Origin of the sequence: uncultured Campylobacter sp., from assembly GCF_938017705.1 — a bacterium.
Lineage (GTDB): Bacteria > Campylobacterota > Campylobacteria > Campylobacterales > Campylobacteraceae > Campylobacter_B.
On sequence record NZ_CALIIS010000062.1, the window covers coordinates 1 to 19,248 of the forward strand.

At 48.7% G+C, this 19,248-nt stretch carries 17 protein-coding genes and 1 pseudogene; 5 read left to right on the forward strand and 13 right to left on the reverse strand.

Annotation, left to right across the window (positions count from 1 at the left end; all coding sequences use genetic code 11):
* The 7 genes and pseudogenes from Q0605_RS03165 to Q0605_RS03195 all read right to left on the reverse strand — a co-directional run.
* Positions 1-207: pseudogene (locus Q0605_RS03165) on the reverse strand (amino acid ABC transporter substrate-binding protein); the annotation flags it as partial.
* 438 nt (positions 208-645) lie between these two features.
* Positions 646-1,452: a transporter substrate-binding domain-containing protein gene (locus tag Q0605_RS03170; RefSeq protein WP_298704177.1), complete on the reverse strand. Its 807-nt coding sequence runs from the start codon at positions 1,450-1,452 to the stop codon at positions 646-648.
* 171 nt (positions 1,453-1,623) lie between these two features.
* The gene (ung, locus tag Q0605_RS03175) at positions 1,624-2,319 is read right to left on the reverse strand and encodes a uracil-DNA glycosylase (RefSeq protein ID WP_298704179.1); all 696 of its coding nucleotides are present in this window, start codon (positions 2,317-2,319) and stop codon (positions 1,624-1,626) included.
* A gap of 466 nt (positions 2,320-2,785) precedes the next feature.
* Positions 2,786-3,382 carry a DJ-1/PfpI family protein gene (locus tag Q0605_RS03180; protein ID WP_298704181.1) on the reverse strand — a complete coding sequence of 199 codons (597 nt, stop codon included), beginning with the start codon at positions 3,380-3,382 and terminating at the stop codon, positions 2,786-2,788.
* Positions 3,383-3,598: 216 nt separating this feature from the next.
* The gene (locus Q0605_RS03185; protein WP_298704183.1) at positions 3,599-4,345 is read right to left on the reverse strand and encodes a hypothetical protein; all 747 of its coding nucleotides are present in this window, start codon (positions 4,343-4,345) and stop codon (positions 3,599-3,601) included.
* A 34-nt stretch (positions 4,346-4,379) separates the two neighbouring features.
* Positions 4,380-5,018, reverse strand: a complete 639-nt coding sequence (thyX, locus tag Q0605_RS03190; RefSeq protein ID WP_298704185.1) for an FAD-dependent thymidylate synthase — start codon at positions 5,016-5,018, stop codon at positions 4,380-4,382.
* 126 nt (positions 5,019-5,144) lie between these two features.
* Positions 5,145-5,771, reverse strand: a complete 627-nt coding sequence (locus Q0605_RS03195; RefSeq protein WP_298704187.1) for a nitroreductase family protein — start codon at positions 5,769-5,771, stop codon at positions 5,145-5,147.
* Positions 5,772-5,892: 121 nt separating this feature from the next.
* On the opposite strand from Q0605_RS03195, the gene Q0605_RS03200 reads away from it, so the two are divergent.
* The 3 genes from Q0605_RS03200 to Q0605_RS03210 all read left to right on the forward strand — a co-directional run bounded on the left by Q0605_RS03200 (position 5,893) and on the right by Q0605_RS03210 (position 9,853).
* Positions 5,893-7,242, forward strand: coding sequence for a sodium-dependent transporter (locus Q0605_RS03200; protein WP_298704188.1), 1,350 nt, complete (start codon positions 5,893-5,895; stop codon positions 7,240-7,242).
* 308 nt (positions 7,243-7,550) lie between these two features.
* A complete protein-coding gene (locus Q0605_RS03205; RefSeq protein WP_298704190.1) occupies positions 7,551-8,894 on the forward strand; it encodes a sodium-dependent transporter in 1,344 nt (447 codons plus the stop codon).
* A gap of 131 nt (positions 8,895-9,025) precedes the next feature.
* Positions 9,026-9,853 (forward strand): hypothetical protein, encoded by an 828-nt coding sequence (locus tag Q0605_RS03210; protein WP_298704192.1) that lies wholly within the window; start codon positions 9,026-9,028, stop codon positions 9,851-9,853.
* A 321-nt stretch (positions 9,854-10,174) separates the two neighbouring features.
* Here Q0605_RS03210 and rho read toward each other — a convergent pair whose 3' ends face one another.
* The 6 genes from rho to gpmI all read right to left on the reverse strand — a co-directional run bounded on the left by rho (position 10,175) and on the right by gpmI (position 16,370).
* Positions 10,175-11,521: a transcription termination factor Rho gene (gene rho, locus Q0605_RS03215; protein WP_297901614.1), complete on the reverse strand. Its 1,347-nt coding sequence runs from the start codon at positions 11,519-11,521 to the stop codon at positions 10,175-10,177.
* Between the two features lie 58 nt (positions 11,522-11,579).
* On the reverse strand, positions 11,580-12,518 hold the full coding sequence (gene accA, locus Q0605_RS03220) for an acetyl-CoA carboxylase carboxyl transferase subunit alpha (protein ID WP_298704195.1): 939 nt from the start codon (positions 12,516-12,518) through the stop codon (positions 11,580-11,582).
* A complete protein-coding gene (locus Q0605_RS03225) occupies positions 12,518-13,735 on the reverse strand; it encodes a beta-ketoacyl-ACP synthase II (RefSeq protein WP_298704197.1) in 1,218 nt (405 codons plus the stop codon). The genes accA and Q0605_RS03225 overlap by 1 nt, the downstream gene beginning before the upstream one ends.
* A gap of 18 nt (positions 13,736-13,753) precedes the next feature.
* Positions 13,754-13,990: an acyl carrier protein gene (gene acpP / locus Q0605_RS03230; protein WP_005873350.1), complete on the reverse strand. Its 237-nt coding sequence runs from the start codon at positions 13,988-13,990 to the stop codon at positions 13,754-13,756.
* 68 nt (positions 13,991-14,058) lie between these two features.
* Entirely contained in the window at positions 14,059-14,802 is a 744-nt protein-coding gene (gene fabG / locus Q0605_RS03235) for a 3-oxoacyl-ACP reductase FabG (RefSeq protein WP_298704200.1), read from the reverse strand.
* A 101-nt stretch (positions 14,803-14,903) separates the two neighbouring features.
* Positions 14,904-16,370, reverse strand: a complete 1,467-nt coding sequence (gene gpmI, locus Q0605_RS03240; protein ID WP_298704202.1) for a 2,3-bisphosphoglycerate-independent phosphoglycerate mutase — start codon at positions 16,368-16,370, stop codon at positions 14,904-14,906.
* A gap of 200 nt (positions 16,371-16,570) precedes the next feature.
* Between gpmI and mraY the strand changes: the two genes are divergently transcribed.
* Positions 16,571-17,635, forward strand: a complete 1,065-nt coding sequence (mraY, locus tag Q0605_RS03245; protein ID WP_298704204.1) for a phospho-N-acetylmuramoyl-pentapeptide-transferase — start codon at positions 16,571-16,573, stop codon at positions 17,633-17,635.
* Between the two features lie 113 nt (positions 17,636-17,748).
* Positions 17,749-19,173 (forward strand): UDP-N-acetylmuramoyl-L-alanine--D-glutamate ligase, encoded by a 1,425-nt coding sequence (gene murD, locus Q0605_RS03250; protein WP_298704206.1) that lies wholly within the window; start codon positions 17,749-17,751, stop codon positions 19,171-19,173.
* Positions 19,174-19,248: the final 75 nt, after the last annotated feature.

Sequence of the window (19,248 nt, forward strand, 5' to 3'; positions counted from 1 at the left end):
ACCGCCGCTGTTACCGAAAATTTTACCGGCTAGCGCGTTGGCAAGCTCGACTTCGAAACCCTCAAAGCCTTTCTCGCTTGACTTGCTAAAAGGCGGCTCGTTTTCATAAACGCCTACTCTGATAACCTTGCTTTGCTTTATTTCGCTTAAGGAATTCGCAAAAACAAAGATCGCCGACAATAGAATAAGAAAAAATGACTTTTTCATAATTTCCTCCTTGAATTTTAAATTTTTCGTAATTGTAATGTAAATTTTCTTAAAATTTCATTTTACTAGAACCGAAACTATTCCCTAAATTGCGAGTTTAGCGATAAAATTTCGTAACTAAAATTTCTAAGCATAATGATAGAGGCTTTTTAAATTTTGCTACCTTGCGCCAAACCCTGCCTGCTCTCATTAAATTTTAGCGCTTCGCTATAAAATTTCGTGCGTCTATTAGCGCCGCAAAAATAGCACGCCGCTGCGAAATTCTATGGAATTTTATAAATTCCGCAACGGCGCGTTAGTAAAATCTTACAATCTAAACCAAGCTCGCAAAGTCGGGCAAAATAGCAAGACTATGCGAGCCTTTTAAATTTTACCTAGCGAGAGCACACAGCTATGCCTACGAAAACAAACACAGGCGAGCCGTACCGCTATGCCCGCCTAAAATAAGCTATAAAGATCATCTAGCAAGAAATATTTTTTCTCCGCAGTACCCTTGTAATACGGCTCAATCGTCTCGTCATAGGTCTTTTTCATAAAGCCGTTCTTACTTAGCTTGACTAGCTCGCCGTTTAAGAACTCAAGCAGATCCTTATTGCCCTTAGAAACCGCGATGCCTAAGAAATCCGAAACGCCTAAATTCTTAATATTTTCCTCGGTGTCGCTGTCGATTACAGCATAAGCTAAAACTATCAGATTGTCTGTCGCATATCCGATGCCCTTACCGTCCTTTAGCATTTTATAGCATTCATTTGCAGTGGCGCAATTTACAATTTCAAAGCCCTCTTTTCTAAAATACGCTTCGCCCGTAGTTCCGGTTTCTGCAATGATCGGCTTACCGTGTAAATCAGACATAGTTTTGATCTTATCTCCCTTGCGGGTTAGCACGCCGATATTTACTGCGAAATACGGCGTCGTAAAATCGACTAGCTGCTTACGCTCATTTGTGATCGTAAAGGTCGCAAGCACCATATCTACTTTATTTTCTTCCAACACTTTTAAACGCTCACTAGCCTTTACGGGCACGAATTCCACCTTGCCCGCCTTGCCGCCGAATATATCTTTTGATAGCGCCTCGGCTAGGGTCACCTCAAATCCTTGAAATTTGCCGTCTTCAAATTTACTAAAAGGCGGTTGCGCCTCGAAAACGCCTACGCGCACACTGCCCGATTGCCTGATCTCTGATAGGGTATTTGCCACTACACTACTTGTAAATAGCAATAAAATTCCCAAAATTATCTTTTTCATATCGTTCCTTTAATTACAATGATTAGCCTAGCCACGCATCTGCGTCGCTTCGGCAAGCCCTCTTAAGCCGGTCGTATATTATTCGCTCACTTCTCCTTTCGACATTTTTTAAAATTTCTTTACCTTTGAAATTTTGCGGCGTATTTTACGCAAATTTCATTTAAAATACATTTAATCTGCGCCGTGATTTAGATCCCAATCGATCTCTCCCAGACCGTGCGCGCGCAGATATTCGTTGCATCTGCTAAAATGCCTGCAGCCGAAAAACGCTCCTCCTGCAAGCGGGCTAGGATGAGCGGCGGTTAAAATGAGATGCCTCTGCGCATCGATCAGCGCAGATTTTGCTTTGGCGAAATTTCCCCACAGCATAAAGACCAAATTTTGCCGCCTCGCGCTTAAAATTTTAATCACGGCGTCGGTGAAAATTTGCCAGCCGAAGCCGCTGTGCGAGTTCGCGCGGTTCGCGCCCACGCTAAGGCTCGCATTAAGTAGCAGCACGCCCTGCTTCGCCCAGTAGCTCAGATCGCCGCTTTCAGGCTCGCTGATACTCAGATCGCTTTTAATCTCTTTATAGATATTTACGAGGCTGGGCGGAATTCGCACGCCGCGTGGCACCGAAAAGCTAAGCCCCATCGCCTGATGCGCGCCGTGGTAGGGATCCTGCCCCAAAATCACCGCGCGCACCCGCTCAAACGGAGTGAGATTAAAGGCATTAAAGATCAAATTTCCCGGCGGATAGACGATCTCGCGCGCCTTTGCGGCGAGCAGGTTTTCTTTGATCTTCGCAAAATACTCGCTTAAAAATTCCTCCCTAAGCGCCTCTTTCCAGCCGCTCTCGATCCTCACGTCGTCTAAATTTATCTGCATGCCAGCCCTTTAAGCTTTAATAAATTAACGCCCTAATTTTACAATAAATTTTAAAAATAGTATCGCTCGTGCGCGCCGCTGCAATCAAAGGCGGATCGCCCGCGCTCTCTCGCCGCCAACCGATCTCACCGATCTATAGGCGCCGCTACACGATCACGATCAAAAGCGCCACAAAGAGCAGCAGGGCGATCGTCTTTTTATTATCGTTAAGCAAGCTCTACGGGTAAAAAGCAAACAAAATCGCGTAGGCAAAAAGCGCGATTGCAAACTCCCACGGGTTATTATCTCTGAATTTTAACCTATAAGTGACCCGAAAGCTATATGCGAAAGCAGCGATAAAATTTGAGCCGGTTTCATACTATCTTTGCGATCTCCTATTTCGCCTCAAGTCCATCGTATCGATATTTGTTCACTTAAAAACGCTGCAATCTTAAAATTTTACGCCGTTTCTTGCGGCTTTAAAATTTCATCGCGCGGGCTTGTCTTTAAGACCGTAATACGGATAATCCATCGCCGCAGCGGCAGCCTCTCGCGCAGAGGCGCCTGCGAATTTTTCGATCACGCAAAGTCCAAGCTCGATGGAGCTGCTCACGCCGCCTGCGGTGATGATCTCGCCTTCTGCGGGCAGGCTCTCGTGCACGAGCCGCTCGTGCACCACGTCCGCGCAGTAAGGTGCCAGCAGATCGTAGCAAAACGGATGCGTAGTCGCGCGCCTACCTCGCAAAAACCCCGCCGCGCCCAGAAGTAGCGAACCGGTGCAAACGCTAAACTTATACTTCGCATCGCGCGCGGTTGCGAGCCACGAGATGAAACCCGCATCGTCCCTCAGGCGGCGCGTCGCCGTACCGCCGGGCACAAAAACCGCATCAAAGCCGCCTAGGTCCGTCGTAATCTCGCCCGCATCGATCGTAAGGCCGCCGCTGTCCGAAACCTGCCGCTCGCGCGAGCAAAACCTCATCTCAAGCTGCGGACGGACGGCTTTGAGCCTTAGCATACAATCGTAAAATCCCACAAAATCGAGGTGCGTCTGTCCACTAAACATCACAAACGCTAGATTTTTCATGATCCGTCCTTTAAATTTATCGCTCGCCCAAGCTTTCGATTTGTCATCGCTGCAATTCTCGGCGGCGCAAGTCGTAAAATGCGCGGAGGCTGAATTTTGATACCGCAGGCCGCCAAAACGCTCAAACAAATTTTAAATTTTACCCGCATTAGAACTCGCAGAATTTTTACCGCCCGCGAATGAAATTTCAGAAGCGGTTAAAATTTTGCACGTTTTTTATTCCGCCTTACTCAGACCTGCAAAAGCCCGCACGCCCGCATAGTGCAGCCTTTTTGAAACATTCTCAAATTCCAAATTCCAAACCCCCTCGTCATATTTCCATTCAAACGGCGTTTTGTAGTTTTCGTAAATTTTACAAGCCCGATTATTGACTTCTTTGGTGAGCTCCGCGATATTCAAAGCCTTGCCGGCCTCGCTCATCATCAAATGCCAGTTATCCAAATCGGCGGGGTTTTCGGTGTGGATGGATTTTTCGCGCGGCAGATAATACACAAAATCGCCCGTATCAAAGGGAAATAAAGTATGGCATAGCGCAATGCCGTAAATTTTTTGAGCAAATACGGTCGGAAGCTGCTCGTCCGAATAGCCGAAAGTCGAAACATATAAAAAGCTACGCAAGATGCTTGCTAAATTTCTACAAACGGGCGCGAAAGCGTATCTGCACGCCCGCTGCGTTAAGGCGCCGTTTCGAATAAAACTTATGGCGCTATCGATCTCTCTTCTTCTTGCTTGCACGTATTTTATATTTTTAAATCGCCAAGCTTGCATCAGCTCCAAAGAACCGTCGATGGCTCGCAGATACTTGTCTCTTTTTTCATCCGCCGTGCCGCTTAGCTCCGCGATCCTCGCAGCAGCCTGCCTCCAAAACGGGATCAGGGTTTGTACCCATCCCAGGTAGCTCAGATAAAGCGCGTCCGGCTCCTCCTTTTCAAAAGCCGCTCTCATCTGCGTAAGTTTTATCATCGCAGCCCTTTTGTATCTAAATTTTTCCCGCCCGCTACTCTTCGCTTTGCATCTTCTCGCCGCTTGCCATGCAGCTTTGGAATATAAATTTATGCTCCTGCGGTAGCGCTTCGTAAATTTTACCGGCAAGCTCGCGGATCTCCCAAAGTGCGGCTTTGCTAGAGCGCAGAGCGAGGAAGTTTTGTAAACTGCGTGCGTTTATGCTCCAGCTAAGCTCGCTCTTGTAGCACTCTGGCAGGCAGTATTTGGCGATATCAAGGGTGATCGGGGTCTGTAAGATTACGCGTAAATTTTCAAGAGCCGCGATACTTGCGTTATCGACCGCTTCGTTGCCGGTAAGCACGATGTATCGCGCGGCGTTTTCGAAATCCCCTTGCGCGAAGCTGCCCTCGCCGCGCAATTCTTTGAGAGTGTAGCGAGTGGATTTTACGCTAAGGCTTGCGAGGCGGTGGCGCGCCAGCTCCTGAAGCAGCGCGCGCGAAATACCGCTGATGTAGAAGTTGTAGTAGAGGTGCTCGAGCGTGCTTGAGTGCTTGAGCTGGTTGCCGACGCGATCAATGAGCGCTAGGTCTTTGGCGCCGCCGCAATCGCCGCGCTCGAAGCTCTGCCAGCAGGTGCGGATCGCATTTGAGCAGACCCAAAGCGGAGTGAAATTTAGAAGTTTGACTTGCATGATTATCCTTTGAAATTTTAAGCGCATTTTAACGCTATCGCACTTTTAAACCGATAAAATTTCGCAAAACGACGCTTTTAATAAACAAAGCTCGCGCCTAAGCTTTGCGAGAAGAAATGCTTCATTTTATCTTTTTTTGCTGCCGCCGCGAGAGATTAAAATTTCATCCAGCTCGTAGCGCGTGTGCGGGTATTTGCTAGGCTCACCACGCCCCAAAGCCACGACGATTGCAGGACGAAATTTCGCCTCTAAAGCGCAGAATTTTTCCAAAGCCTCGGCGTCAAAGCCGGTCATTATACACGAGCGCACGTCAAAGCCCTCGGCGATATTAGCGATATTTGCCGCTAAGATATAAAGCTGCTTGGTCGCGTAGTTCATCAGCGCTTCGTCATCTAAGCCCGCAAATTTCGCGCGGAAATAATTCATCGCAGCTTCATATTTTTGCGGAGCGTTTGCACGACGGCGAACGGTTCGTTCTGAATACTCCTCGCCCACGCGCAGATCGTTACGCGCGATTAAAATCACGGCGTGCGAGCACTCAGCGACTTGCGGCTGGCTGTTGCAGGCTGCAGAAAGCTCTTTTAACTCGCAAGGATCCGAGACTATCATCATCTTCCACGGTTCCAATCCGCATGAGCTGGGACTTAAGCGCGCAAGATCAAGTATCTCGCGCACGAGCTCGCTATTTAGTTTATAGCTGCAAAATTTACGGCAGCTGTGGCGAGAGAGCATCACTTCTTTTATCGATTTCATTTTATCTCCTTTAAAATTCGCGGCATTATAGCGGGTTTGCCTAAATTCCACTCGGCTAGCTTGGCGAGTTAAGCTAGATTTTGCTAATATTGCCCTTTAAAATTCTGCTACAAGGCATAATATGAATGATAAATTTAGCAAAATCGGCTTCATCCTCGCAGTCGCAGGCAGCGCCGTGGGGCTCGGTAATGCGTGGAAATTCCCCACTTTAGTAGGCACCAACGGCGGCAGCGCATTTATCTTGCTATATCTTTTGCTGACGCTTTTGGTTAGCTTCGTGATTTTTTTAGCCGAGATCGTCATCGGCAGGCTAAGCGAAAGTGATCCGGTGCGCGCATTTGAAAAACTCGCGCCCTCATACAAAGGCGCATGGAAATACGCGGGATTTTTTATGATTAGTGCGCTTTTGATCTATGCTTTTTACAGCGTCGTAATGGGCTGGATCCTAAAATACGTGGTCTCAAGCGCTTTGTATCTGCCAAAAAGTATAGATGAAAGCGGCGCAGCGTTTAAAGCACTTTTAGGTAGCGACTTTTTAAGCGTGGCGGTGTGCTTTACCATAGCGTCGGCGTTTTGCTTTTTCATCGTATCTAAAGGTGTCAAAAGCGGCATCGAGCGACTTAATGTCTGGATGATGCCCGCGCTATTTATTTTGCTAGTTTTGATGCTAATTTACGCCGCGAGTTTCGATGGATTCGGACGTAGCGCAAAATTCTTGCTAGTGCCAGATTTTTCCAAGCTTAATAAAGATAGCGTTCTTTCGGCGCTAGGACTTGCGTTTTTTACGCTTTCGCTTGGCGTTACTACGATTATGACCTATGCTGCAAGCCTGCCTGCGCGCACCAATATCCTAACCTCAAGCATAAATATCGTCTGCATTAATGTCCTAATCGGCCTGATGATGGGGCTTATCGTCTTTACTTTCATCTTTGAATTCGGTGGCGATCCCAAAGCGCAAGGTCCTGGGCTAGTGTTTGTCTCGCTGGTAGTGCTTTTTTCAAAGCTCGGTGCTATCGGAAACATCCTAGCCTTTTTATTTTTTACTTCGCTGTTGTTTGCGGCGATTACTTCTGCAATTTCGATGCTGGAGCCTGCGATTTATTATCTCGTAAACTCCCGCAAGCTAAGCCGGAAGCGCGCTTCACTTTTAGTTTTTGCCGTGACGTATGTTTTAGGAATATGCTGCATTTTGGGTTATTACGGGGGCACGAGCGAGTATTTTAGCCTAGGTGGCAAGAGCTTTTTTGACGTGCTTGATTACCTGACCTCGAATATCTTAATGCCTCTTAGCGGCATAATTGTGGCGATTTTCGTAGGGTTCGTGATCAAAAAACGAGCCGTCGAAATTCTACTGCGTCCATATATGGGACGAATAGGCTTTAAGCTGTGGTATTTCGTGCTGCTGCGCTTCGTGGCGCCAGTCGCGATCGTAGTGATAGCGCTCAATCAGCTAAAAATTTTAAATTTTTAAATTTTGCAAAGCGGATGGATAGCATGGAAGTTAAAATTTGGCGCTGAAGCAGTCTAAAAGCGACGGACAAAATTTCATAGCGAACTTGCCGCGATCCGTTAGCCTTGCAGCGATAGTTTAAAATTTTATGTTTAGATAGAGGAAGGTCAAAGTATGCGACGGCAATCAGCTTTCGGCGCGACCGCGATAACCCGCGCGGCAACCTGCGCAAGACCGTGGCAAAGACGCCGTAGCGCAGCCGCGTCTGATCACGCTGCGGAATTTTAAAATTCCGCAGCTTTAAAATTTAAAAAATCATCGGAGTGAAAATGAACGATAAATTTAGCAAAATCGGCTTCATACTTGCCGTCGCAGGCGGCGCAGTGGGGCTTGGCAACGCATGGAAATTCCCCACCCTCGTGGGCCAAAACGGCGGCAGCGCCTTCGTGCTTTTATACCTCGCGCTCACGCTGGGCGTGGGCTTTAGCATATTTCTAGCCGAGATGGCACTAGGCAGGCTAAGTGGGAGGGATCTACCGAGCGCGTACGAGACGCTGGCGCCGCGCGGCGGACGCAAATGGCGCGCGGGAGGCATTTTCATTGCGGGCGGCATGCTGGTGCTGTCCTTTTACCTCGTCATCCTCGGCTGGGTGATCCGCTACATCTTTTTGGGCTTTTCTCCGCTGCCCGCAACCGCCGAGGAAGCGGGCGCCGTATTTGACGATCTCATCTCGCATTCGCTAGCCACGAGCCTGGGCTTTTACGCGCTTGCGCTCGTGCTGACGCTATCCGTCGTCGCGCGCGGCATCAAAAGCGGTATCGAGCGGCTAAACGTCGTGATGATGCCGCTACTTTTCGTGCTGCTGCTTGCGATGCTCGCGTATGCGTGTACGATGCAGGGCTTCGGCGCGGCGGCGAAATTTCTTTTCTACCCAGACTTCGGCAAAATCACCGTTAACTCCGTCCTCTCCGCGCTTGGGCTCGCGCTCTTTACCCTGTGCGTGGGCGTCGGCTGTATCGCGGCATACGCAGCATCGCTTAGCGAGGGGGTGCGGCTCGTGCGAAGCTCGGTAAACATCGTATTCATCAACATCGCGATCGGACTGATGATGGGGCTCATCGTCTTTACCTTCATCTTCGAATTCCGCGCCGATCCCGCGCAGGGTGCGGGGCTTGTGTTCGTCTCGCTCACTACGATGTTTGCAAAAATGGGGCTAGCGGGACAGGTGCTTGAAATCGCGTTTTTCGTCTCGCTCTTTTTCGCGGGGATCACGAGCGCGGTTTCGATGATCGAGCCCTTCGTCTTCTATCTCATCGGCAGGTTTAAAATTTCGCGCCTGCGCGCAGTCTGCATCTCAGGGTGCGTCATAGCGGTGCTAGGCGCATGCTCGCTGCTATCGATGCACGCGGATTATGCGAGCAAGTTTAAGCTTTTCGGCGCGAGCTTTTTTGACTGCTTGGATTTCGTAAGCTCAAACGTCATGCTACCTCTGGGCGCGCTAACCTCGGCGATATTCGTGGGCTTTGTGATGGATGCGCAGCGCCTGCGCGGGCTTTTCGGCGCTGATATGGGCGAGCTGGGATTTAAAATTTGGTACTTTTCGCTGCGCTTCGTAGCGCCCGTCGCGATCGTGATCATAATGGCAAATCTGCTGTTTTTCAGCGGGAAGTAGGAAGCGATTCGGTTAAATTTAAAGCGGCACGGTTTAAATTTAACCCCTCTTTGGGCGAGCTAAATTTAAACGTTAACATCGCAGCCCGTTAGGCTCGTATTTTAACTAGCGTTTTGCTAAAGGAGTAAATTTTGAAAGCTCTTAAATTTCTAGCCAAAGCCCTAATCGCCGTGCTCGGCATTTGTGTGATCGTCGGCGCGCTTAATTACAGCGGGTTTAGCTTCAGCGATCTAAAATGGCTTAGCAAAGATGAGATGGTGCAAAATTTCGTGCAGGAAGAATTTAATGATTGCGTATATTACCATTATGATATATTTTATGCTCCTGATAAAAATTTAAGCTTCAATGAACTTATTTATACATTAGATAAAATATTTAAAAAGCATATGGATACTAAGACTTTTAGCCTATTTGATGATTTAAACTCAACTATTGGTTTAAATAAAATTACGAATAAAATAATATCAAATAAAACCGCTCCTTGGAATTTTGTCGATTTTGTCCATCATCATACAAATAGAAATGTTGATATAAATGGCAACTACTCATATACGCCATTTGAAGGTAATAAAAAGATAAACTATGATCTCAATCAAACCCTTATATTTACTTGCAAAGGTGGTATGTATGGTTCCGATAGCTTTAGCATAAAAGAATGCAAAAATATTACCTTTTTTGAAAGAGCGCTAGGAAAGAATAGATATTGCATATATTATGAGGGGATTAAGTATATGAGCTATAAGTTTCAACCATCTGAAAAGACAAAAAATCCAGATTACGAATTTGATATGGTTCATAACCGCATAAACCAATATTTGCAAGGCGTTAAAGAATGTGTGCCGTATAGTAATACCAACTTTATACACTCGTGCGAATTTTATATAGATAACCACGGAAACAGGTATTACGGGAATTTTTATCTGATATATAGTTTAATAAAAACGATGTTTTTATCTTAACCGAGAATTTAGAAATAATAAAACATCCTAGCTCCGTGCATAGCAAAGCGTAAAATTCCTCATAAAATTTTATGCTTTACATCTTGCGAATGGATTTTTACAAAAGCAAAATTCTGTCTGGCGGTATCGCATCTTGTGATGCGAGCGCAAAACATTTAGCAAATATCGCGATAAATTTAAACTTATAATAGTGGAGTTTGAAAAAAAGATGCGCCGCTTTGAAAGCGCATACGAAGCTACGTGGTGGTATTCGCGGCAAGCGGTGCAAACTATGCCGCTAAATTTAGAGCAAAATTTTAAATAAGGCTAAATTTAAAGAATTTAGCCGTTCATTATCGATAGCAGCTCGGTGTTGTCTTTGGTTTTTAGCATCTTGGCGTATAAAAATTTTAGCGCCTCGACGTCGTCCATCGTCGAGATCGCCGAGCGCAACGCCCAGATCTTTTGCAAATTTTCGCTGCCTTGTAAAAGCTCCTCTTTGCGCGTGCCCGATTTGGTGATGTTGATCGCGGGGTAAATTCTACGATCCGAGATGTTGCGATCGAGGATGATCTCGCTGTTGCCCGTGCCCTTGAACTCCTCGAAGATCACGTCGTCCATACGCGAGCCGGTCTCGATGAGCGCGGTAGCGACGATAGTGAGCGAGCCGCCGTTTTCGATATTTCGTGCCGCACCGAAGAAGCGCTTCGGTTTATGCAGGGCATTTGCGTCCACGCCGCCGCTTAGGACTTTGCCGCTGCTAGGCGTGACGGTGTTATAGGCGCGCGCAAGGCGGGTGATGCTATCGAGCAGGATGACGACGTCCTTGCCGTTTTCGACGGCGCGTTTCGCCTTTTCGATAACGAGCTCGGCGACGCGGACGTGGTTGAACGCGGGCTGATCGAAGGTCGAGCTAAACACCTCGCCGCGCACGCTGCGCTCCATATCTGTCACCTCCTCGGGGCGCTCGTCGACTAGCAGCACCAAAAGCTCGACCTCGGGGTGGTTGCGCGTAATGCCGTTGGCAAGCTCCTTCATAAGCTCCGTTTTACCGCTACGCGGAGGCGCCGTGATGAGCCCGCGCTGCCCCTTGCCGATCGGGGTGAAAAGATCGAGCACGCGACCGGTAAGGCGCATAGGATCGTATTCGAGCTTGAGCTTTTCGGTCGGAAAAAGCGGCGTGAGATTGTCAAATAGCGGGCGCTCTCTGGCTTCTTGGATCGATTTGTAATTGATCGCCTCGATCTTTAAGAGCGCGTAGTACTTCTCCTGATCCTTCGGCTCGCGTACCTGGCCCGTGACAATGTCGCCGACGCGCAGGGCGAATTTACGGATCTGGCTGAGGCTCACGTAGGCGTCGTTGGCGCTGTCGCTTAAATTTGAATCTATGCCGCGCAAAAAGCCGTAACCCTCGGCGGTAACCTCCAAAATCCCCGTAAAAAGTATGAAGCCGCCCTGCTTCGTCTGCATGCGTAAAATTTCAAAAACGAGCGCTTGGCGGCGGAATTCGCGCGGGTTCTCGACGCCCAGCTCGTCTGCTATGGCGATGAGATTTTCAAGATCCATCGAGCGGAGCTCCTCGATCTGGTAGCCCTCGACGGGGACGTGCGTTTTAGCGTAAGTTTTTCTGCCGTTTTGATTAGAATTTGAAACGGCGGTCTGAGTGGAATTTTGATTTGTATTTTCCATTTGTCCTCTTAGAGTGTGAAGTTATTAAATTTAGTTTTAAAAGTGCTGAATTTAAAATTTAGTTCTCTTTGTAAGCACCGAACCTTAAAATTTTTTGTTGTCTTCTGCTGATGAGCTCGTCTATGCTAAGATCGTCTAGCTTGTGCAGCTCGGTTAAGACGTAGTTTCCAAGCGCTTTTATCGCGCCGTCTTTATCCCTATGAGCGCCCGTTTTAGGCTCTTTGATCACATCATCGACCAAGCCCAGCTCTTTTAGCTCCTCGGCGGTGATCTTTAGCGCCTTCGTAGCGGCCTCGCTCTTGCTCGGATCGTTCCACAAAATCGCGGCACAGCCCTCGGGAGAGATGACCGAAAAGATTGAGTTTTGAAGCATCGCCAAACGATCGGCCACGCCGATCGCTAAAGCTCCGCCGCTACCGCCCTCGCCGATAACGACGGCGATCGTAGGGGTTTTAAGATCGCTAAGCTCATATAAATTTCGCGCGATAGCCTCGCTTTGACCGCGCTCCTCAGCTCCGAGTCCCGGATATGCGCCCGGAGTGTCAATCAAAAACAAAATAGGAAGGTTAAATTTCTCGGCAAGTTTTGCTACGCGCAGTGCCTTGCGATAGCCCTCCGGATGGGGCATACCGAAATTTCGCTTCAGCTTGTTTTTGGTGCCGCGACCCTTCTGTTCGGCGATCACGGCGATTTTGCGGTTGCCCATAATGCCTAGATAGCACACGATCGAAGGATCGTCTCTAAAGGCACGGTCGCCGTGAAGCTCCCTGGCGTCCTGCAAAAGCGCGCGAATATAATCGATCGCGTAAGGGCGATCCGGATGGCGCGCAAGCTGAAGTCTTTGGTATTCGTTTAAATTCTTATAAACTTTGGAAATTTCTTTTTCGAGGTTCTTATTTAAAATTTCGACCGCGTCCTCATCACCGCGAATTTTAGCGGCGGTGATGTCCTCGTCAATCTGCTTTATAGACTTTTCGAAGTCCAGATAGCTCGCCATTAATCTACTCTTTTGAAAATAAGCGACGCGTTCGTGCCGCCGAAACCGAAATTATTGCTCATAACACAATCGAGTTTGGCTTTTCTAGCGACGTTTGGCACATAGTCCAAATCGCAATCTGGATCTTTTGAAATTTGATTTATCGTAGGCGGTATGATGCCGTTTTGCATCGCTAAAAGGCTGATCGCAGCCTCTACCGCTCCGGCAGCGCCTAGGCAATGTCCTAGCTGGCCCTTGGTGGAGCTAACCGCAGGCACTTTGCCCTCGCCGAAAAGCTCTTTTAACGCCGCGGTTTCGTTTTTATCGTTTATCGCGGTGGACGTTCCGTGGGCGTTGATATAATCAATCTTCGGGCGCCCCGCCATCTCATAGGCCTTTTTCATAGCGCGGATCGGGCCGTCTAGGCTAGGCGAAGTGATATGATAAGCATCGCCGCTAGCGCCGAATCCTACGAGCTCGCCGTAAATTTTAGCGCCGCGCGCTTTTGCGTCCCCTAGCTCTTCTAAAACTAAAGCCGCCGCGCCTTCGCCCATCACAAAGCCGTTTCGCTCCGCATCAAACGGACGTGAAGCATGCGCCGGATCATCATTTCTAGCGCAAAGCGCCTTCATCGCGGCAAATCCGCCGATACCTACAGGACAAACCGCAGCCTCGGCGCCCACTGCGAGCATCTTTTTCGCTTCGCCGATCATGATAACTCTCGCAGCGTCCATAATCGCATGTGCTGAAGCCGCACAAGCCGTAACGCTGGATAAATTCGGACCTTTTAAGTTATAGTATATTGAAACAAAGCCGCCGAGCATATTTACTAACGCAGAAGGGATAAAAAACGGAGAAATTCGCCTAGGACCGCGCTGCAAGCAGGTATTGGCATTTATCTCGATATTCGGCAAACCGCCGATACCGCTAGCGGAGCTAACGCCGAATTCGTCGCTATCGAAACCGCTAAATTTAGCGTCCTCTATAGCTTCGCCGGCAGCCTTAAGCCCCAACTGGATAAATCTATCCATCTTTTTTATCTCTTTTCCATCCTCGATTATGCTCGAAGGATCGAAACCTTTTACTTCAGCTGCAATTTGAACCGGAAATTCGCTAGCGTCAAAGAGCGAAATTTTATCAACCCCGGTTTTTCCGTTACAGATATTTTCAAAACTGCTCTGTTTGTCAAGCCCGAGAGAGGTTATCATCCCGATGCCCGTTACTACGACTCGTTTCAAAACCGCTTCCTTAAAATTTTATTTTTTAGGCAAATTTTCTATATAATCTACTACGTCTTTAATGCTTACTAATTTTTCGGACTCACTATCGGGGATCTCGATACCGAATTTCTCCTCTAAAGCCATTACTAGCTCAACTACGTCAAGAGAGTCCGCGCCCAAATCTTCGATAATTTTAGAGTCAAGTTTAACCTGATCCGGGCTAACGCTGAGTTGTTCTACAACTACGTCTCTTACATCTTCAAATACTGCCATTTTAGCACTCCTTTAAAAAAATACCGCGTAATTCTATAATATTTAACCTTAAATTCCGCTATTTAACGCTACATATAGAGCCCGCCGTTGATTTTAAGCGACTCGCCAGTAATGTAGCCCGCGCCGTCGCTGAGTAAAAACGCAACTCCTTCGGCGACGTCGCTCGTGCTTCCGAGGCGCTTAAGCGGGATGCTCGCTTCGTAGCTTGCTTTTACGTCGTCGCTTAGCGCGTCCGTCATATCCGTAGCGATGAAGCCCGGAGTTATGCAATTAAAGCGGATGCCGCGCGCAGCACCCTCTTTTGCAAAGCTCTTGCTCATCGCGATCATTCCGCCCTTGCTTGCGCTGTAATTGACCTGCCCGGCGTTGCCCATTTCGCCTACGATCGAGGCGATATTTACGACCGCTCCGAAGCGCTTTTTGCTCATTAGCTTTAAAGCTTCACGGCAGCCAATGAAGGCGCTGCTTAAATTTGCTTCGATCACGCCCATGAAGTCTTCCAGCTTCATCCTAAGCGCGAGCTTGTCGTTCGTGACGCCCGCGTTATTTACGAGATAGCTTAGTTCGCCGTCGCTTTGCGCGATCAGGGCAATCGCCTCGCTAAATTCCGCCTCGTTCGTCGCGTCAAATTTTATCACGGCGCCCTCTCCGCCGTTTGCGCGGATCTCCTCTAGCAGCGCGTCGGCTATCTCGGGCTTTGAGCGATAATTGATCCATACCTTAAGCCCGTAGCCCGCTAAAGTCCTTGCAATCTGCGCGCCGATACCGCGGCTTGCGCCCGTGATTAAAACGTTTTTTCCACTAAATTTCATACTTGTCCTTTTGTTAAAATTTTAATCTCTAGCGTAAATTTATCCAAATTTACCTAAATTTTAGCAGTTTAAATCTACTCGCGACCCGCGCCGTTGAAATTTCAAAATAGCGCATCGTCCATCTCCGCGGGCTTCGGCAATCCCATTAGCTTTAGCACGGTCGCTGCGACGTTGCTAAGCCCTAGCCCGCTTTTTAGCTCAGACGCGCCGCGCCCCAGCACGAAGCAAAACACGTCAAAGGTCGTGTGGTTGGTTAAAATTTCGCCGTCAGCGTCTCGCATCGCCTCGCAGTTGCCGTGGTCGCTGATCTGGACGTAGGCGTAATCATGCGCCTTCGCCGCGCTTAAAATTTTACCGATGCACTCATCCACCGCCTCGACCGCCTTTATCGCGGCGTCATAATTGCCTGTATGACCGACCATATCGCCGTTTGCGAAATTTACGACGATGAAATCGATCCCCCCTTCGATACCGCGAATCACCGCATCGCATACCGCAGGCGCGCTCATCTGCGGCTGCTCATCGTAGGTTTTTACTTTCGGGCTTGGTATCAGCACACGAGTTTCGTTCGGTAGCGGCTCCTCGACGCCGCCGTTAAAGAAAAATGTCACGTGGGCGTATTTTTCGGTCTCGGCAGTGTGAAGCTGCGTAAGACCGGCGTCTGCGATCACTTCGCAAAGCGTGTTTTTAAGCACGGGCTTCTCAAAAAGCAGAGGAAATTTAAAGCTCGCGTCGTATTCGCTCATCGTGATTAAATTTTGCACGACGAACTTTCGCTCAAATTCGCCGAAACTCTCATCGCCCAAAGCCGCGCAAAGCTCCCTGGCGCGATCGTTTCTAAAATTTATAAAAATCACTCCGTCATCCGCGCCGATACCGCTAAAGCCGTTAAAGCTCGCAGGCTCGATAAACTCGTCGCTCACGCCGTGCTCGTAGCTTTGCAGCACATACTGGCTAGGCGAAATTTCAAGCGGCGCCGCTTCGCCCATAAGCACGTCGTAAGCGCGCTTTACGCGGTCAAAGCGCTTGTCGCGATCCATCGCGTAAAAGCGCCCGCAAACGCTAGCGACTTTAAATTTAGCCTGTAGATGCTTTAAAAATTCCGCCCCGCTGCTCGGCGAAACGTCGCGTCCGTCGGTGATAGCGTGCGCCCAGGTCTCGCATCCCGCATTCTGCGCTATCTCGCAGATCGCGTCGAAATGGCGCAGGTGCGAATGCACGCCGCCGTCGCTATAAAGCCCTATAACGTGCGCTCTGCGGCACTTTGAAAGCAGGCTTTGCAGCGCTTTGTTTTTTTCAAGCGAACCCTCATCGATCGCGCGATCGATTTTGACTAGGTTTTGATACAGAATCCTACCGCTTCCGATCGTCATATGCCCTACTTCGCTGTTTCCCATCTGCCCCTGCGGCAAGCCCACGGCAAGCCCGGAGGTGTGCAGCAACGTATTGGGCACGTTTTTAAAAAGATAATCGTAGGCGGGCTTTTTGGCATTTGCGAACGCGTTAAATTTATCGCTCGCGTTAAAGCCGATGCCGTCGGTAATAAGTAAAATCGTCTTTTGCCCCATTTTGGCTCCTAAATTTCGTCTAAATTTCGCCGCGCTAGCCTTTTAATGCGGATCTGCGGCGCTGTTTTTACGAGCGGCATTATACTTTCTTTTAGCAAATGCGACAAAATTTCATCCGCCCTAAAAGCTAAATTTTACCTCTTTTATACTAAAATGCGCGTTTTCATAAGTAAAATTTCATAAAATTTAAAAGGCAAACTTTGTTTTATTATCTCTATCATCTTACGAATATAAATTTTTTCCAATACATTACCGCGCGCGCAGGCCTTGCGTTTTTTATCGCTTTTTGTTTTTCGGTCTGGGCTATGCCGCGGTTTATCCGCTGGGCGCAAAATAGACACGCCGCACAGCCCATCTACGAGCTCGCGCCGCAAAACCATCAGAAAAAGAGCAAAACCCCCACTATGGGCGGGCTCGTTTTCGTTACCTCTGCGGTGCTCGCAAGCTTGCTGTGCGCCAAGCTAAACAACGTCTTCGTGCTCTGCGGGCTGCTTTGTTTGGTGGGCTTTGGCTACATAGGCTTTAAGGACGATATCTCTAAAATTTTAGGCCGCCAAAACCACGCAGGTCTTAGTGCGCGGGCTAAATTTGCACTGCAAAATTTCTTGGCTTTTCTGATCGGGGCTACGCTTTATGCTTTTAGCGACCTGGGCGGGGAATTTTTCGTGCCGTTTTTCAAATACCCTCTGCTAAATTTATGGATCTTCGCACCGCTGTTTTGGACGATCGTAATAAGCGCGAGCTCAAACGCGGTAAATTTAACCGACGGGCTAGACGGGCTAGCAACTATCCCGTCGGTATTTTCGCTCTGCAGCTTGGGCGTATTTGCCTATCTTTGCGGGCATGCGATCTACTCGCAATATCTCTTACTACCGCGCGTCGCAGGCGCGGGCGAGGTCTGCATCATCGTCTCGGCGCTGATCGGCGCGCTGCTTGGGTTTTTGTGGTTTAACTGCTACCCCGCAGAAGTCTTTATGGGCGATAGCGGCAGCCTCAGCGTGGGCGCGTTTTTAGGGTACTGCGCGGTCATCACGAAAAATGAAATTTTACTCATAATGATCGGCTTCGTCTTCGTCATCGAAACGCTCAGCGTGATCTTACAGGTGGGCAGCTTTAAAATTTTTAAACGTAGAATTTTCCTGATGGCGCCGATACACCACCATTTCGAGCTTAAAGGCTGGGTCGAAAACAAAATCATCATCCGCTTTTGGATCATCGCGCTGATCGCAAATATCATAGCGCTGACGTCGCTGAAACTGAGATAAAATGCGAGCGCAGATCGAGCGCAGTTTTTTGAAAGATGCAAGATGAACGACGGAATGAGCGAACTTAGCGCCGATGAGATAACTCAAATTTTATGGGGCGAAAGGGGAGAAAAATGAAAAAATCGCTATTTGGCTACGGGCTTACGACCAAAGCGATCGCCGAACACTGCCTGGAGGGCGGCTGCTGGGAGATCTACGACGATAAATTTGAAATTTCTTCGGGCGCGCCGAAGCTGGACGAGTTCGGCAACGCACTTTTAAACCCAAGCGAGTTCGACCCCGCCGCAAGCGAGCTTGAAATTCCAAGCCCCGGCTTCCCGCCGCATCACGAGCTGGTGCGAAAGGCACGAAATTTAATCAGCGAATACGATTATTTTGACGATTACGAAGGACTTAAAATTTGGATCAGCGGCACGAACGGCAAGACCACGACGACGAAGATGATGCAGCACCTACTCGAGCGATACGGCTCGCAAATGGGCGGTAACGTGGGCGTTCCGCTTGCAAAACTTGATAAAAGTGCCGAAATTTGGGTGCTGGAGACAAGCTCGTTTACGCTGCACTACACCAAGCACGCGCGTCCCGACATCTACGTGCTGCTTGCGATCACGCCCGATCATCTCAGCTGGCACGGCGATTTCGCGGAGTATGAGCGCGCCAAACTCTCGCCCCTGCTAGCGATGCGCGAAGGCTCCGTGGCGCTAATCCCGCGCGCCTACGAAAGCTCCGCTGCCGCGCAAAACAGCCTAGCTCGCGTGATCTGCTACGAGGATGAAGCGGATCTGGCGCAAAAATTCGGTATCGATTTAGGCGAGATAAAATTCCGCACTCCGTTTTTGATCGACGCGCTTTTGGCGCTATGCGTGGAGAAAATTTTATTCGACAGATGCGATATCGCGCGGCTCAACTACTTCGTAATCGAGGGCAATAAACTCGAGGAATTTACCGACGCGCGCGGCAGGGTCTGGGTCAATGACACGAAGGCCACCAACATCGATGCGTGCGCACAGGCGCTGAAGCGATACGCGGGGCGCAAAATACATCTAATCCTCGGCGGCGACGATAAAGGCGTGGATCTGCACCCGCTTTTTGCGGAGTTTAAAAAATACGATCTGCAAATTTACGCAATCGGCTCAAACACCGATAAAATCGTGCTTTTATGCGATGAATACAATCTTCCTTGCGTGCGCTGCGAAATTTTACAAACGGCGGTGAGCGAAATTTCAAAGCGGTATTTGAACGGTGGAAATTCTTGCGAAAATGAAATTTCAAAAGGACGCTTAGGCAGCGAGAATTCCGCAGGAAATTCAGTGCGGGGCGAAATTTCGGCTACCAAAGGCGCAAGCTCTTGCATAGACGCAAGCGGCGGCGAAACTTTGGGTTCGCAAAATTTTAAAAATTCTGCGAATTTTAAAAATTCCGTAAATTTCGCAAGCGAGATAGCGCTGCTAAGCCCTGCATGTGCGAGTTTGGATCAGTTTAAAAGCTACGCTGAACGCGGTGAGCTATTTAAAAAACAGGTCGCGCAGCTCGGATAGATAAGCATATCAAGTTTAGATGGATCAGGTCGAGCCTTTATTAATACAATTTGTAATCGTATTTTAAAATTTCAA